The organism is Frigoribacterium sp. PvP121 (assembly GCF_017833115.1).
Taxonomy (GTDB): Bacteria; Actinomycetota; Actinomycetes; order Actinomycetales; family Microbacteriaceae; genus Frigoribacterium; species Frigoribacterium endophyticum.
This window is the reverse complement of the sequence record NZ_JAFIBR010000001.1, coordinates 1,227,745-1,242,877: the sequence shown is the minus strand read 5'-3', so window position 1 is coordinate 1,242,877 and position 15,133 is coordinate 1,227,745. Positions and strand designations below refer to the sequence as shown.

At 72.2% G+C, this 15,133-nt stretch carries 13 protein-coding genes; 9 read left to right on the top strand and 4 right to left on the bottom strand.

Going from position 1 to position 15,133, the window contains the following annotated elements; all coding sequences use genetic code 11:
- Positions 1–176 precede the first annotated feature (176 nt).
- Complete coding sequence (gene bla, locus JOE43_RS05760) at positions 177–1,193, top strand: class A beta-lactamase (protein WP_209515644.1); 1,017 nt, start codon at positions 177–179, stop codon at positions 1,191–1,193.
- A 244-nt stretch (positions 1,194–1,437) separates the two neighbouring features.
- Here the strand turns inward: bla and JOE43_RS05755 are convergent, their stop codons facing one another.
- Positions 1,438–2,406 (bottom strand): nuclease-related domain-containing protein, encoded by a 969-nt coding sequence (locus tag JOE43_RS05755; RefSeq protein ID WP_209515641.1) that lies wholly within the window; start codon positions 2,404–2,406, stop codon positions 1,438–1,440.
- A 216-nt stretch (positions 2,407–2,622) separates the two neighbouring features.
- On the opposite strand from JOE43_RS05755, the gene JOE43_RS05750 reads away from it, so the two are divergent.
- Positions 2,623–2,976: a hypothetical protein gene (locus JOE43_RS05750; RefSeq protein WP_167257974.1), complete on the top strand. Its 354-nt coding sequence runs from the start codon at positions 2,623–2,625 to the stop codon at positions 2,974–2,976.
- Positions 2,977–3,085: 109 nt separating this feature from the next.
- Here JOE43_RS05750 and JOE43_RS05745 read toward each other — a convergent pair whose 3' ends face one another.
- A complete protein-coding gene (locus JOE43_RS05745; protein WP_209515638.1) occupies positions 3,086–6,586 on the bottom strand; it encodes a TIM-barrel domain-containing protein in 3,501 nt (1,166 codons plus the stop codon).
- 270 nt (positions 6,587–6,856) lie between these two features.
- Here JOE43_RS05745 and JOE43_RS05740 point away from each other — a divergent pair, with 270 nt between their 5' ends.
- Complete coding sequence (locus JOE43_RS05740) at positions 6,857–7,000, top strand: hypothetical protein (RefSeq protein WP_156369870.1); 144 nt, start codon at positions 6,857–6,859, stop codon at positions 6,998–7,000.
- Positions 7,001–7,137: 137 nt separating this feature from the next.
- Here JOE43_RS05740 and JOE43_RS05735 read toward each other — a convergent pair whose 3' ends face one another.
- Positions 7,138–7,617 carry a nucleoside deaminase gene (locus JOE43_RS05735; RefSeq protein ID WP_209515636.1) on the bottom strand — a complete coding sequence of 160 codons (480 nt, stop codon included), beginning with the start codon at positions 7,615–7,617 and terminating at the stop codon, positions 7,138–7,140.
- Positions 7,618–7,721: 104 nt separating this feature from the next.
- Between JOE43_RS05735 and JOE43_RS05730 the strand changes: the two genes are divergently transcribed.
- The 3 genes from JOE43_RS05730 (at position 7,722) to JOE43_RS05720 (ending at position 10,270) form a co-directional block, all read left to right on the top strand.
- The gene (locus tag JOE43_RS05730; protein ID WP_209515633.1) at positions 7,722–8,111 is read left to right on the top strand and encodes a hypothetical protein; all 390 of its coding nucleotides are present in this window, start codon (positions 7,722–7,724) and stop codon (positions 8,109–8,111) included.
- A gap of 106 nt (positions 8,112–8,217) precedes the next feature.
- Positions 8,218–9,447 (top strand): ATP-binding protein, encoded by a 1,230-nt coding sequence (locus JOE43_RS05725; RefSeq protein WP_209515630.1) that lies wholly within the window; start codon positions 8,218–8,220, stop codon positions 9,445–9,447.
- A gap of 184 nt (positions 9,448–9,631) precedes the next feature.
- Positions 9,632–10,270 carry an isochorismatase family protein gene (locus tag JOE43_RS05720; protein ID WP_209515628.1) on the top strand — a complete coding sequence of 213 codons (639 nt, stop codon included), beginning with the start codon at positions 9,632–9,634 and terminating at the stop codon, positions 10,268–10,270.
- 89 nt (positions 10,271–10,359) lie between these two features.
- Here the strand turns inward: JOE43_RS05720 and JOE43_RS05715 are convergent, their stop codons facing one another.
- Entirely contained in the window at positions 10,360–10,566 is a 207-nt protein-coding gene (locus JOE43_RS05715; protein WP_156369869.1) for a hypothetical protein, read from the bottom strand.
- 420 nt (positions 10,567–10,986) lie between these two features.
- Between JOE43_RS05715 and JOE43_RS05710 the strand changes: the two genes are divergently transcribed.
- The 3 genes from JOE43_RS05710 (at position 10,987) to JOE43_RS05700 (ending at position 15,030) form a co-directional block, all read left to right on the top strand.
- Positions 10,987–12,225: an MFS transporter gene (locus JOE43_RS05710; protein WP_209515625.1), complete on the top strand. Its 1,239-nt coding sequence runs from the start codon at positions 10,987–10,989 to the stop codon at positions 12,223–12,225.
- A gap of 136 nt (positions 12,226–12,361) precedes the next feature.
- Positions 12,362–13,387 carry a LacI family DNA-binding transcriptional regulator gene (locus tag JOE43_RS05705; RefSeq protein WP_235491121.1) on the top strand — a complete coding sequence of 342 codons (1,026 nt, stop codon included), beginning with the start codon at positions 12,362–12,364 and terminating at the stop codon, positions 13,385–13,387.
- Positions 13,388–13,485: 98 nt separating this feature from the next.
- A complete protein-coding gene (locus tag JOE43_RS05700) occupies positions 13,486–15,030 on the top strand; it encodes a sugar ABC transporter ATP-binding protein (protein ID WP_235491120.1) in 1,545 nt (514 codons plus the stop codon).
- The last annotated feature ends 103 nt before the right edge of the window (positions 15,031–15,133 follow it).

The following is a 15,133-nucleotide window of genomic DNA, read 5'->3' as shown; positions in this document are numbered from 1 at the left end:
CCTCCAGCACATCGTCTCGCGGGGCACCGCGACAGGGGGCTGACCCCCGGGTCGCACCGGGGTCGACCTCACCCTCTCGCGCCCCGGCGGCCGCGGCGTCATCCCTTCGGCTGATCTCCGGCGGCCGGGGGACGATCCCCCGCCGACGGGCCCCGGCGGGGTGCGAGCATGCAGGCATGACCCGTTCTCCGTCACCGCGCCTCCCCCGCCCCGTCGTCCGCCGCCTCTCCGCCGCGAGCGGTGCCGGGTTCGCCCTCGTCGTGGCGCTGGCCGGGTTCACGACGGCCGACGCCGGGTCGGGCGCCGGCCCCGGGGAGCCGACCCGCAACTCCTCGACGACGTCGACCAGTGCTGGGGCGACTCCCTCGCCGACCGCGCCGGTCGCGACGGTGGTCGACGACCCCGAGCTCGACGCCGCCCTGGCCGCGCTCGAGTCCGAGCACGGAGCCCGCGTCGGCGTCAGCGTCGTCGACACCGGCACGGGCCGGGCCCTCGAGCACCGCGGCGACGAACGGTTCCTCTACGCCTCGAGCCTCAAGGCGCTGGCCGCCGCCGCGCTGCTCGACGCGACCGAGCCGGCCGACCTCGACGAGGTCGTGACCTGGACGGCGGGCGACGTGACAGCCGCCGGGTACTCCCCCGCCACGAGCGCCGCCACGGGCACCGGCCTGACCCTCGGGCAGCTCGCCGAGGCCGCGGTCCGGCAGAGCGACAACACGGCGCTGAACCTCGTCGTCGAGCACCTCGGCGGGCCGGCCGCCCTCGACGCGGCCCTCGCGGCCCAGGGCGACGACGTCACCGACGTCGTGAACGGCGAGCCCGAGCTCAACCGCCCGACGGCCGGGAGCACGGCCGACACCACCACGCCCGCCGCCGTCCGGGGCCTGCTGGCCAGGGTCGTCGCGGGCGACTGGCTCGGCGACGACGACCGCGCCCAGCTGCTCGACTGGATGTCGGGCAACGCGACGGGCGACGCGCTCGTCCGGGCCGGGGCGCCCGTGGGCTGGGCCGTGGCCGACAAGTCCGGAGGCGCGGGGCCGGTCCGCAACGACGTCGCGGTCGTGACGCGGCCGGGTGGTGACCCCGTGGTGATCGCCGTGCTGACGACGCGGACCGACCCGGCGGCGGCGTACGACGACACGCTCGTCGCGGCGGCGGCGCGGGCGGCGTTCGAGGCCGTGCAGCGCGGTTAGGGGCGGCCGAGTGTGCCTGCTGGGACCCGGGTGGGCCGCCGGACTGCCGGACCGCCGTCTCTCGGGAAAGCGAGAGAGATCCGGGCTGCCGACCCGCGACTCCCCCAGGTCCTGGCCCGTGTCGAGCCGATCGCTCTCAAATTTGAGCGTGATCGCGTCAGGAGGCGGCGGCGAGCAGGGGGAAGGGCGCCGCGGGCGAGAGGCTGGGGCCGAGGGCCGAGGGCCGAGGCCAGCCGAGGCTCGGCTAGCGCCCCTCCGGCACCGCCATCGCGCCGAAGCGACGCACGTCGGCGCCGTGCCGGGCGAAGAGCTCGGCGAGCTCGGCGATGCGGGTGGGCGCGAGGGTGCGGGGGCGGTCGCCGACCCGCTCGAGGAAGCTGCGCAGCTGACGCCCGCCCGCGACGATCGTCGTCGTGACTCCGGCCTCGGTGGCGTCGGTCTCGGCCGCCCAGACCTCGGCGTCGGGGTGCGAGTAGAAGACGGCGGTGTCGAACCACTGCGTGCGGCTCGTCTCGGCCCCGACGAGGTCGGCGACGCGCTGCGCCTGTCGGCGGACCTGCGCGGCCGGCGACTCGCGGCCCTCGTGGCTCGTGATGCGGAACGACGTCGGCGACTCGCGCGAGACCTGCACCGCGAACGGCGCCTCGAAGGTCACGTCGCCGAAGAGGGTGCCGATCGACGAGTGCACGTCGCGCGGCTGGACGCCGTCGAGCACGACGCCCTTCCAGCCCTTGTTCTCGATGACGACCGCCGCGGAGCTCAGCAGCAGCACGTGGTCGACCTGCGCGACGAAGCGACGGGTGCGCGGCGCGTCGACGGGCACGAAGACGACGTTGGTGATCAGCACGCCGTCGAGCCCGAGCTCGGTGCACGCGTCGACGACGGCCCGCTGCGAGGGCTCGTCCCAGCGCATGCTGCGGGTGGCGAACTCCTGGCTCTGCTCGGCGCGCTCCTCTGCGTCGCGGCGGCGGGCGTCGAGCTCGTCACGCTCCCGGGCGTGCTGCGCCTCGAGGCTGCTGACGCCCTCGTCGTGCGAGGCCGCGACGCGCTCGAGCTCCTGGCGGTGGGCCGCCTCGGCGGCCTCGACCCGGGCGGTCGCCGCCGCGGCGGCGGCCCGGCTGCGTCGACGCCCCACGACGATCGCGACCACGACCCCCACGAGAGCCAGCACCAGCAGGGCGACCAGCACCCACGTCGTCGTCTCCTGATCCATGTGCCCAGCACAGCACACGCGAGCGGCGACCCCGGGGAGGCGCCCCCGCCCGGCGACGGACGCGCGGCGACCGGGCCGGCACAGGACGCGCGGCGCCCGGGCCGGCACAGCACGACGCTCGGCGACGCGACGGGCCTCCGCTGACGAGCTACCCCCTGCCCCCCGCCTCCGTCAACCCTCGGTCGCACCCGGCGTCGCCTGCCTAGCGTGGGCCGCATGAAGCACATCACCTTCGCCGACAAGGACTTCCTCGTGGGGGACGCGATCGCCGACGCCGTGCTCGAGTACGCCGCGATGCTCGGCGAGACGGGCTCCGCCGACTCCATCGACCTCACCGCCTACGGCGCCGACGGCGACGTGGTCTCGGCCACGCTGTTCCTGTCGGCCGGGGTCGCCCTCGTCGCCGAGAGCACGAACAGCCCGCTGCCCGAGCCCGACAACGCCGAGACGGTCGCCTACATCGAGGGGCGCCTCGCGCAGCGCATCGCCCCGCACGACGTGCAGCCGTCGGCGCTCCCCGCCGAGGGCGCCGACTTCGACATCGACGACTGGGTGAGCACGCAGGAGTGACCCGGGCCCGGCGGTGCCGAGGGGCATCGACGTCGCCGGGCCCGGGGCACGCACGACGGAGGCGCGGTGCAGGTCGACCTGCACCGCGCCTCCGTCGTCCCTCCGGCTGTCAGCCCTCCCGACGTGCCCGTCGGCGCGACGCCCGCGTCACCAGCAGGCCCGTGCCCACGAGGGCGGCCGCGACCAGGGCGAGCACCCCGGCGACGTCCGAGCCCGTGAAGGCGAGGGGCCCGCGGTCGCCCGCCGTGCCGGCGCCCTGCCCGGGGGCCGTCCCGTCACCGGGAGCCGCCACGGGGGGCGCGGGCGTCGGGTCGACGCCGGGCGCACCCGGGTCGACGGGGGCGCCCGGCCCGGCGCCGGGGTCGCCCGGCTGGCCCGGGTCGACGACCGCGGTCGTGGAGAACGACACCGACGTGGCCTGCGCCACCGGCCGGCTCGCGACCGGCACCGTGAGGCGACGCGTGGCCTCGTCCCAGCTCCAGGCCTCGGCGGCGACGGGCGTGCCGTCGACCCGGACGACCGCCGGGCGCTCGGCGTCGGTGAAGACCGCCGTCAGGGAGCGGTCGGAGACCTGCCCGTCGAAGCTGCCCTCGACCGCGGCGACGTCGAGCACGCCCCCGTCGGCCTGCTCCGTGTACGTCACGGCCGTGCGGGCCGAGGCGGTGAGGTCGGCGCTGACGCCGTCGTCCTCGTAGAGCGAGAAGGCGCCGTCGCTGCCGGTCGCCGCCGTGAGCGTGAGCTCGGTCAGCGGGGTCGCGTCGTTCGCGACGTCGGTGCTCCGCGTCGCGACGACGCCGCCCGAGCGGACGAACACCGGCATGGCGTCGAGGCCGGTGGTGACGTCGGCGGTGGTGCCGCCGGCGTGCGTCTCGCCCGTGAACCAGTCCGTCCAGGTGCTGCCCTCGGGGAACCACACGCGGGTCGTGGCGGTCTCGCCGGGCGTCACCGCCGGGGCGACGAGCACGTCGGGGCCGAACAGGTACTCGCTGCCGGCCATCGCGTAGGCCTCCTGCTGCTCGGGGTACTGCACGTAGAGCGGCCGGACGACGGGCACGCCGGTGCGCGTGGCCTCCGCCGACAGCGTGTAGGTGAGCGGCATCAGCGCCTCGCGCAGGTCCAGGAACGAGGTCGCGGAGGCGTCGGCCGCCGCGCCGTACTGCCAGGGCAGCCGGTCGCTGTGGTTGCTGTGCAGGCGGTCGATCGGCTGGAACGTGCCGAACTGCACCCACCGCGCGTAGAGGTCGTCGGCGAGCTTCGTGCTCTCGGCCTCCGCGCCCGGGAAGGTGGTGCCGCCGGTGTGCCCGCCGATGTCGTGGCTGATCGCCGAGAGGCCGGTCGCCGCCGACTCGCCGGGCGTGTACCCGACCTGCGCCTGCAGCATCTGCCACGTCGACGTGGTGTCGCCGGTGAAGTGCAGCGTTGTGCGCTTGTCGGCCCAGGGGCCGGTCGGCACCGGCTGCGGGTTGCCGTAGCCGCCCGCGGTCAGGGCGCCGTAGGCCCGCGAGAAGGCGAAGCCGCGGCCGATGCGGTCGGCCGTGCGCTGCGCGTACTGCTCGTTGATGAACGCGTCGGGCGTGACGCCGGGCTGCGAGTACCGCGACGCGTCGCTGCAGCACCAGTCGAGCCAGAAGACGTCGACGCCCTGGTCGGCGATCTCGTCGTGCAGGTCGAAGTACGCCTGCAGCTGCGCCGGGTCCGACCAGTCGAACAGGAAGCGCTCCCCGTCCGGGATGAGGTTCCCCTGCGCCGTGGCCTGGGCCGCGGGCAGCTGCGGGTCGCCCTGCGTGATGCTCGGGTGCACGTTCAGCGTGTTGTGGACGCCCTGCTGCTTGAGCCCGGCGAGGAAGCCGGCCATGTCGGGGAACCTCGTCTCGTCGACCTCCCAGCCGTTCCACTTGTCGGGCGCCTTGTAGTCGGTGTCGACGGCGAGCACGTCGAGGGGCACGCCCTCCTCAGCGAAGCGCGGCACGATCGTGTCGGTGAAGTCGGACTGCGCGCGGTCGTAGTACTCGGAGTACCAGACGCCGTAGGCCCAGCGGGGCAGCAGCACCGAGGGGCCGGTGAGGGTGGCCAGGTCGCCGAGGGCCGTCTCGTGGGCGTCGCCCGCGGCGAAGAGGTAGCCGTCCTGCACGTCGGCGACGGGGCGCGGCGTGAGGGTCTCGGTGGCCTCGTCGTACTGCGCCGAGGCGCTGTCGTCGACGAGCGACCAGCCGTCCTGGTAGAGCAGGCCGGCGTTGGTGTCGACGGTGCCGTTCGCGGTGTCGAGGTCGCGACGGTAGCCGCCGAGCGCGGCGTGCGGGGCGAGCAACGGTGCGGCGGCCGACGCGACGGCGACGGTGTCGACGTTGAGCTGGCAGCTCGCGTCGTCGGGGCAGCCGACGGTCACGTCGTCCTCGCCCTCCGTCAGGGTGACGGGCACGCTGACGGTGCGCCAGTGATCCCAGCCGCTGGTGGGCTCGAGGGAGGCGGTGGTCACGGTGCCGGCACCGGTGCTGACCGAGACGGTGCGTGCGTCGGGCTGCGCGCTCGCGTAGCGGATCTGCAGCACGTGCTCGCCCGCGGGCACGCCCGTGACGTGCGCCGTGAACGACGCGCCACGGCCGAGGCCGGCGGCGAACGCCTCGGCGGAGGCGCCGTCGTGGTCGTCGCCGACGCTCGCACCGCCGGCCAGGGCCGTCGTCTCGGCCTCGCACGGGGCACCGTACGCGCAGTCGACGGTCTCGACGGCGGCGGGCGCCTCGGCGGGGTACGCCGCGCCGGGCCCGACGACGGCGACGCCGTCGAGGTTGAGGTTGCCGGAGTCGCCGGAGGCGCGCTCGACGACGACGTCGTGCTCGCCCTCGGCGAGGTCGAGGGTCGCCCGGGCCAGCGCCCAGTCGTCCCAGCCCGCGGTCGGCGGCAGCGAGATCGTCTGCGCGGCGCCGCCGTCGACGGTGACGCTGAGGGTGCGCGTCGTGACCTGGCCGTCGCCGCCCTGCGAGTTCGCGTAGCGGAGGACGAGGTCGTGCGGGCCGGCCTGCTCGGCGGTCACCGAGAAGCTCGCGGCGTCGCCGACGCGCTCGAACCCGGCGACGAAGCCGTCGCCGGTCGCGCCGGTGTGGTTCGTGGCGGGGGCCAGCCCGACGAGGTCGAGGGTCTCGGCCTCGCAGCGGACGCCCACGACGCAGCGCGCGGGGTCGTCCTGCTGCCAGGGCGCGGCCACGACCTGCTGGCCCGAGCCCGTCGTGAGGCTGAGCTCCAGGTTGCCCTGGTCGAACGAGCCGGAGCCGATCTCGTACCGGACCCGCGCCTCCCCCGTGTCGATGGTCAGCCAGCCGTCGTCGCGCGTCGTGGTGAAGGGCGTGGCCGCGAAGGAGTCGCGGCCGACGACGGTGAAGGTCGCGGCGTCGGTGAACGCGCCGCCCGGCGCGAACTCGGTGCGGATGAGGGTGGGCGACAGCACCTGGAAGCGGGCGTCGCCCTCGGTGACCGTCTGCGCCGCGGCCACCTCCCCGGCCGTCGGCGCCGCGGCGGCCGGGGCGACCGTGCCGAGGCCGGTGAGGGCGGCGAGGAGGCCCGCCGTCACGATCGAGGTGGCGGCGACCGTGCGGCGCCGGGGGGATGAGGGCATGCAGGACTCCGTCGTCCGAGGGGTGTGAGGGGAAGTGCGAGGTGATCGACAGCGATCCTGACAAGGTTGTCAGGGGCCTGTCAACGATCGATGCGCGTGAATGGGAGCTGTCACTGTCCGCGGAACGCAGTAGTTCACGTCGTCAACCATCTGGACCCCCATCGATGCGACGATGTGGCCGTGCCCGCGACGCCGGCACATGCCCGGTCAACGGCGGGCAGACACCGCAGGAACGGGCAGCGCCGCAGGGCTGCCGGAGACGAGAAGCTCATGAGCTTCCACACGGCCAGGAGCCCCTTCACCGAGGTCCGCGACCGCGACCGCCAGGTCACCCTCTTCGTCGTCGCCACGTCGGCCGTCGCCACGTGCGGCACCTTCGTCGCCGGGGTGCTGTTCGTCCTCGGCCTCTCGTGAGCGCCCCCCTCGCGGCGCTCCGCCACGAGGAGCTGCTGCGCGCCGTGGCGGACCGGCTCGTCGCCGCGGTCGAGCTCACGCCCGCCGAGCTCGAGGGCTACTGGGGCTGAGCTCGGGCGGGCGTCGCCCGGGCTCGGTCAGGACCCGTGCCGCGCCGTCCAGGCGACGAACGGGGCGGTCGCGTCGTCTGCCGTGCCGTGCTCGGCAGGGAGGGCCCGCTCGTCGACGCCCTTCGCGTACTCGTCGTAGAAGGTCGCGAGTGACATGAGGCGGTTGCCGTCCTCGTAGTGCTCGCCCTCCTCCTCGCGCGACACCGCGTAGACGACGCGGTCGGGCTGCGCGTAGTAGAGCGCGCCGAGGCACATGGGGCAGGGGTAGGCGGTGACGTAGGCGTCGAAGCCGCGCAGGTCGGTGATGCCCTGCTCGGCGGCCGCCCGGATCGCGCGGATCTCGGCGTGGGCGGTCGGGTCGCCGGTCTGGGCGACGTGGTTCGCCGCCTCGATGACGACCTCGCCGTCGCGGACGAGGAGGCACGCGAACGGCTTGCCGCCGGCCTCGACGTTCTCGAGGGCGCGCTGGACGCTGAGGGCGGTGAAGGTGTCGTCTCTGTCGGTCATCGGTCGAGACTGCTCCTCCGCCCCTCGGAGGTCGCCGGGCGACCGGGCGGGCCCCGCCGGGGTCGAGGGGGTTGAGTGGCGTGGTCTACGAAAGGACTCCCCCTGTGAAGTACATCGTCTACGGCGAGAACCGAGTCATGACCGGCGACGCGATCGCGGAGGCGGTGCTCGCGTACGCGGCCGCGCTCGGCCAGAACGGCACCACCGACATCGTCGAGGTGCCGACGGCCGACGAGGACGGCGTGGCGGTGACGGCCGAGCTGCTGCTCGGCCCCGCGAGCCAGGTCATGGTCGAGGTCGCTCCCGAGGACGCCCTGCAGCCCGAGGACGACGCCCTCGTGGCCGAGCTCGTCCGGCGCACGGCGGCCGTCGGCGGGGCGCGCTTCGTCGACGCCGCCTCGGGCCACTCGCAGGACGAGGAGGACACGCACGGCACGCCGTCGCCCGGCCCCAACGACCCCTTCCCGACGAGGTCGCGGCCCGCCGAGGTCTGAGCCCCCCCGGTGCACGGTGCACGGTGCTCGATAAGTTTATCGTCGGCTTGACCCCATCTTGATAAATTTATCGATTTCGCGTCGACTGTCTGATAAAATCCTCATCGTGCGTTCACCTCTCACCAATCCCTTCCAGGCCGGCTCCGACGTCGTGCCCGACGTATGGGCAGGGCGCGCCGACCAGCTCAGCGACTGGCGCGACGTCCTGCGGCCGCGACGGCTGGCAGGCCTGTACGAGACGGGCCGGACCATCCTCGGTGAGCCGGGCACGGGCAAGTCGAGCCTCGTCCGTCGCATCGCTCGCGACGCGGCGGACACCGGGGACTGGGTGACGCCCCAGATCCGCATGCCGTCCGGAGCGGACCCCCTCAAGTTGGTCGCGTCGGCGGTCCTCCGCCTCGCCGATGCTGCCGGCCTCCGAGCGTCGGCCCGTCAGCGCGTGACCGACATCCTCGACAGGGTCGAGCAGGTCGCGATCTCGGGCTTCGCCCTGTCCGTACGGGGCAGCGACGGGCCCGAACCGTCGACGGCGCTCTTCGACCTCCTCGTCGAGCTGGGCGACGCGGCGATCCGGCAGGACGTGGTCGTCCTGATCCACATCGACGAAGTGCAGAACATCTCCGACGACGCCGCCCTGTCACAGCTCCTCATCGCCCTCGGTGACGCGCTGTCGCACGAGGTCGAGGTCCGGCTCCCCGGCGGGGGCTCCGCGCTGCGCTTCCTCCCTATCGTCGTCTACCTGACCGGCCTGCCCGACTTCGAGGACATGGCGGGGGCGCGCAAGGGCGCCACCTTCGCTCGACGCTTCCGCACGGTCACCTTGGCCGCCCTCGACGAGGGAGACCTGCTCGCCGCCCTCCAGCCCTTCGTCATCTCTGGATGGGAGACCGCCGACGGGGACGGCGGCGTCGACAGGGTCACCATGCGCACCGAGGCCGCGCGGGCGATCGTGGAGCTCTGCTGCGGGGAGCCCTTCCTCTTCCAGCTGGCCGGACAGGGGGCCTGGAACGCCGGCCAGGCAGACGTCGTCACCGAGGACGACGTCCTGACGGGCTGGCGATCGGCGGCGGGCGAGGCGTCGGCCCACGTCGAGCGGATCCTCGGCCGCCTCCCCCCGCGCGAGCACGAGTTCGTCGAGGCCATGGGCGCCCTCGCGCCGTCCGAACGGACCCTGACGAACATCGCCGAGTCGATGGGGCTGGCGTCGGCCACCCAGGTCGGCCCGTTCTCCCGCCGCCTCGACACCACTCGGGGCATCATCACTCGGGGAAAGCCCTACTCGTTCCGCAACCGCGCGGTCGAGGCCTACCTGACGACGGACTGGCCTCGGGCCTGATCCCGGACCGTCGACAGCGGGCGGTGGGTCTCAACGAGGAGCCACTCGTCACGGCGATCTCGATTGCGTGACCTCCTCGGCTCGGAAGCATCGTGACGGAGCAGCGCGCCGACCGCGGATCCGCGGGTCAGCAGCGAGGATCGTCACGACGCACCCGCCCCGTCCCGTCCCGCCAGGAGACACCATGCCCACCCCCACCCGAGCCCTCGTCGTCGTCGACGTCCAGCAGGAGTACTCCGACGGCCCCCTCGAGATCCAGCACCCGCCCGTCGCCGACTCGCTGGAGCGGATCGGGGCGGCGATCGACGCCGCCGCCGACGCCGGGGCCCTGGTCGTCGTCGTGCAGCACACCGCCGGCGAGGGCGCTCCGGTGTTCGACCCGAGCACCGACCGCTTCGCGCTGCACCCCGAGATCGAGCGGCGTCGGCGGGACGACTGGCACGCCGTCACGAAGCAGTACAGCTCCGTGTTCGCGCACACGGACCTCCTGGGCGTGCTCCGCGACTCCGAGATCGACACCGTCACCCTGGTCGGCTACATGACCAACAACTGCATCGTCGCGTCGGCCGCCGACGCCGAGGCGCACGGCGTGGCCGTGGAGGTCCTCTCCGACGCGACGGGGGCGATCAGCATCTCGAACGCCGCCGGCACCGTCGACGCCGAGACCGTGCACACGACCCTGATGGCGCTGCTGCACTCGAACTTCGCCGCCGTCGCGACGACGGACGCGTGGACGGCCGCCCTCGGTGCCGGCCAGCCGCTGGAGAAGAGCGACCTCGCGACGTCGGGCGCCGCGGGCGCGGAGGCCGCCGCGGCCCGCTGATGCCCGCCGGGTGGGTCGACGGATCGGACCACCGCCGCTCGAGCCCCGTGCGGACGCGCGCACGGCCTGCGTCTCGACCATCAGACCGGTCACGGCGCCGCCGGCCAGCTCCAGAAGTCGCCGCGCACGTCGAGACCGTGCCCCGAGTCCTCGATGTAGACGCTGATGCGGCGGGGGTCGAGGAAGGTGCCCGGGATGCTGTCGCCGAGCTCCGTCTCGAGCTCGGCCCTCAGCTGCTCCTGCATCACGTCGTCGGCCGGTTCGACGTCGAAGACGGTCCAGCAGCCGCCTGACACGCACTCCTCCTTCGCTGATGTGACCACGGCCGTCACGGGGAAGCCCATCGGCGCCTCACTGGGCGCATCGCCCTCGGTCGCCCCCATCGCTTGCAGTGCGTAGCGCCCGAGGAGCAGGACGACGGCCGTCGCCGATCCCGCTCCTGCTCAGGGCTGTGGTGCTGCCGGCGGCGGTGGTGCCCGGCATCTCGGTCCTCTCCTTCGGTGCCCGGCCGAAGGCGATGCGGGGCACGGGGATCGAGCAGTGAGGGCGTCGTCGTGGTTCTCGGGGAGTCCTCGAGCCAGGCCCAGCCTGGGCTATGGTGTGCAGCACATGGTCATCCGGCAGCTCCTTCTTCGCCGCGACGGGTCCTAGCTAGGTAGGCGCCCCCGTCGCGGTGGACGTGCTGCCTGCGCACATCCCCTTCGCACGGAGCGCTCATGACCACCACCCCTCTGCCGTCTGACACATCCCAGATCTGGCGTCGCAACCTCCTCGTGTGCGCGCTCGGCTCGTTCACGACGATCATCGGCATGACCCTGATCCTGCCGATCCTGCCTCTCTACGTCCGAGACCTCGGCGTCGAGGACAGGGCAGCCGTGACCCTCTGGTCCGGCATCGCCTACGCCGCCACGTTCCTGACCGCGGCTCTCACAGCCCCACTCTGGGGCTATCTCGGTGACCGCTTCGGACGCAAGCCGATGCTGATCCGCGCAAGCCTCGGCATGGCGATCGCCATGTCGCTCATCGGACTCGCCCAAGACGTCACACAACTCGTGCTCCTGCGCCTGCTGGTCGGCCTCCTCGGCGGCTACGCCTCCGGATCGACCATCCTGGTCGCCGCTCAGACCCCCAGAGACCGCTCCGCGTGGGCGTTGGGCACCCTCTCCTCCGCCATCATGGCCGGCACCATCGCAGGCCCTCTTATCGGCGGAACCCTCGCACAGACGATCGGCGTTCAGGGAGCGTTCCTCGCGACCGGCGGTCTGATCTTCCTCGCCTTCCTCGGAACGACCCTGTTCCTGAAAGAGGCGCCCAGGCTCGATCGCGGAACGGAGAAGTCCAAGCCGTCGAGCTCGTGGGCCGCCGTCCCCTACAAGCTGCCGGTCATCGCTCTGCTCAGCCTCTCGACCCTGCTGATGTTCGCGACCATCTCAGTCGAACCGATCATCGCCGAGCACGTCCGCTCCCTCACCGGTTCAGCCGACGACACCGCCCTCTACGCCGCAGTCGTGTTCTCCATCACCGCGTTCGGCACGATCCTCTCCGGTCCCAACCTCGGCAAACTCGCTGACCGGATAGGCCACATGCAGGTCCTCACCCTGAGCCTGATCGCCGCGACGCTCTTCCTCGCCGCGCAAGCGGTCGTCGATGACCTGATCGCCTTCGCGATCCTGCGATTCCTCACCGGGATCGCCCTCGGCGGCATCACCCCCACAGTCGTCGCGACGATCCGCCGACTCCTCCCCGACACGAGCGTCGGACTGGTGCTGGGCTACAACGTCTCGGCCCAGTACATCGGCCAAGTCGCCGGCCCCGTCCTCGCCGGATGGCTCGGAGGCATCGCAGGCACCCACTCAGTCTTCATCGCCACCGCGATCATCACAGCCCTCGGGCTCATCAGCGCCACAGCCATCCGGCGACACTTCCGACACCAACTCGCCGCGCGGGAGGCCTGAACGCGTGAGGTGCACAGGTCACTGAGGGCGCGAAGCGAGGGTCACGACGTCGAGCCCTCCTCTCCTGCGTCACTAAGCTGGAGTTGAGCGATCGGCGTTTTTACCAGTCGCTCAGGGGCCCGGGACTCGCATGCCCGTGATCGGGGAGGAGATCGTCGTGGTGTCCGGTCGGCCAGGCCTCAAACAAGTCGCCGCGGTGGCAGGCGTCTCGCACATGACCGTCTCGCGCGTACTGAGCGGCCACCCGAACATCAGGGACTCCACTCGCGCAAAGGTGCTCAAGGCAGTCGACGAGCTCAACTACCGACCCAACGTCGCGGCTCGATCGCTCGTCACGCAGCGCACGGAGCGCATCGGCGTGCTGGTCGAGAGCGGAGACGCCTTCGGTCCTTCGAGCACCCTGCGTGCCATCGAGCGGGCCGCGCGGTCGAGGGGCTATTCAGTGACGTCCGTCGCACTGCGAGACGAACGGGACATGACTCCGGTCGACGCCGTCGAGCACTTGACGGGGCTGGGCATCGACGCCCTGTGCATCATCGCGCCGCGCTCCTCGTCCGTGGCGACCCTCCGCACCATCGAGATCGGGGTCCCGACACTGGTGGTGAAGTCCGAGGACGACCCGACCTTCCTCACGGTCTCGGTCGATCAACAAGCGGGCACAGCGGAGGCGGTCGACCACCTCGCGTCGCTGGGGCATCGTGACGTCCTGCACCTCTCCGGCCCTCTGGACTGGCTCGACGCTCGATCTCGTGAACGTGCTTTCCACGCGCGCGCCAAGTCCTGGGGGATGCGAGAACGCCCCATAGTCGTCGGCGACTGGACACCCGACTCCGGCTACGAGTTCGCCGCGAGCCTGACCTCGGTCCCGGAGTTCACCGCGATGGTCGTCGCCAACGACGACATGGCCCTCGGCGTGATCCACGGTCTCGCCGAACGGGGGATCCGTGTTCCGCAGGACGTCAGCGTCATCGGCTTCGACGATCTGCCCAGCGCTCGCCACATGCTGCCTCCGCTGACGACTGTGCGGCAGGATTTCGACAAGCTGGGGACGACGGTCTCAGACGTGATCCACGCCCACGTGCACGGCCAGGAGATCCCCCGGCGCACACGCATCGCGACACAGCTGGTGGTTCGCGACTCCACTGCGCCGCCGCGCGCCTGATCATCGTGAGGTGATCCGTCGTCAGCTGTCGCGTATCATCGGCGACACCTCGGCACGGCAGCCTCGATGCCGTGCCGCACACGATCCGAGGGCGGCACGTGGATCTGCAGTCGACGGCGACTCCTGGTTCTCCCCACCCGACGGTGGAGATGGTCGGGATCGACGTCGTCTTCACCTCGGGCCCGGCTCTCACCGGCGCACGTCTGTGTCTGGCCCCGGGAGAGATCCACGGGCTGATGGGGCAGAACGGCGCTGGCAAGTCGACGCTGATCAAGACCCTCACAGGCATTCATCGTCCCGACGCCGGAACGGTCACGGTGGACGGCGTCGAGCGCCGCTTCTCGGGGCCGGCGGACGCACGATCGGCCGGCATCTCGGCGGTGTTCCAGGATGAGTGGCTCACGGACAACCTGAGCATCGGCGAGAACATGATGCTCGGGCACGAGGTCCGTGGCCGCTTCGGCATCTCCTGGTCGCGTACCCACCAGCGAGCAGCCGAGGTGCTGGGAGAGCTCGGAATGGGAGCCGTCGATCCGCGAGCATCCGTGCGCTCGCTGTCGCCGGCGCTCCGCCAGCTCGTGGCCATCGGTCGGGCGATGATCGACCGCCCCCGCGTCCTCGTACTCGACGAACCGACCTCGAGTCTCGACCTCGACGACGTCGTCCGGCTCTTCGCAGTCCTGAGACGCCTGCGCGACAGCGGTGTGGCGATACTGTTCGTCTCGCACTTCCTGGAACAGGTCTTGGCCCTGAGCGACCGGATCACCGTGCTGCGCGACGGCAGCACGGTCGGCGAATACCCCGCGCACTCCATGGACCGGGCCGAGCTGATCGCCTCGATGCTCGGCGAGGACATCGAGGCGCTACGGCGGATCGGCGCAGACCGCCGCCAGCATCGCCGGCAGCCCGTCGGCCCGCCGATGTACCAGGCTCTCGGCCTCGGCCGTCGAGGAGCGGTCGCACCGACCGACTTGGAGCTGCATCGTGGCGAGATCGTCGGCTTCGCCGGGCTGCGAGGCTCCGGTCGCACGGAGATGGCCTCCCTGCTCAGCGGCGCCGATCGCTTCGATCGCGGACGCGTCCTGATCGACGGTGAGCCCACGCAAGTTGCCGAACCCCGCTCGGGCATGCGGAATCGGATCGCGCACGCGAGCGAGAACCGCCACGAGGACGGCATCATCAGCGAGCTTTCGGTCCGCGAGAACATCGTGCTCGGCATCCAGGCGCTTCGCGGTTGGTCTCGACCCCTCTCTGCCGCCGAGACCGACGGCCTCGTCCGTGCCTACGTCGACTCGCTCGACATATCGCCGGCGGATCCCGACCTCCTGGCCAAGTACCTCTCCGGCGGCAACCAGCAGAAAGTCGTGCTGGCACGGTGCCTGGCGACCATGCCTCGACTCCTCGTGCTCGACGAGCCGACCAAGGGGATCGACGTGGCCTCGAAAGTCGACATCCAGGCCCATGTCGTGAAGCTCGCGACGGACGGCGTCGCCATCGTCTACATCTCGTCCGACCTCGACGAAGTCGTTCGCCTCAGCGATCGCATCGTCGTGTTCAAGGACCGCGAGAAGATCGGCGAGGTCAGCAACGGCCCGTGGCTGACGGTCGACACGATCGTCGAGATGATCGCCGCCGACCGCTGAGGGGGAAGCGACGGGCAGACCGAGTGGGCCAGTTCGCTCGCGCTGACCCCCGTTTGGGTGTTACCGTGAACATCACTGACAGCCTCAGCCCTCCTCAGCAATG

Bases quoted from the DNA above. Each gene is read 5' to 3' on its own strand.
- JOE43_RS05720 (WP_209515628.1), top strand. From the start codon at position 9,632: ATGCCCACCCCCACCCGAGCCCTCGTCGTCGTCGACGTCCAGCAGGAG.
- JOE43_RS05755 (WP_209515641.1), bottom strand. From the start codon at position 2,406: ATGGATCAGGAGACGACGACGTGGGTGCTGGTCGCCCTGCTGGTGCTG.
- JOE43_RS05735 (WP_209515636.1), bottom strand. From the start codon at position 7,617: ATGACCGACAGAGACGACACCTTCACCGCCCTCAGCGTCCAGCGCGCC.
- JOE43_RS05740 (WP_156369870.1), top strand. From the start codon at position 6,857: ATGAGCTTCCACACGGCCAGGAGCCCCTTCACCGAGGTCCGCGACCGC.
- JOE43_RS05710 (WP_209515625.1), top strand. From the start codon at position 10,987: ATGACCACCACCCCTCTGCCGTCTGACACATCCCAGATCTGGCGTCGC.
- bla (WP_209515644.1), top strand. From the start codon at position 177: ATGACCCGTTCTCCGTCACCGCGCCTCCCCCGCCCCGTCGTCCGCCGC.
- JOE43_RS05750 (WP_167257974.1), top strand. From the start codon at position 2,623: ATGAAGCACATCACCTTCGCCGACAAGGACTTCCTCGTGGGGGACGCG.
- JOE43_RS05745 (WP_209515638.1), bottom strand. From the start codon at position 6,586: ATGCCCTCATCCCCCCGGCGCCGCACGGTCGCCGCCACCTCGATCGTG.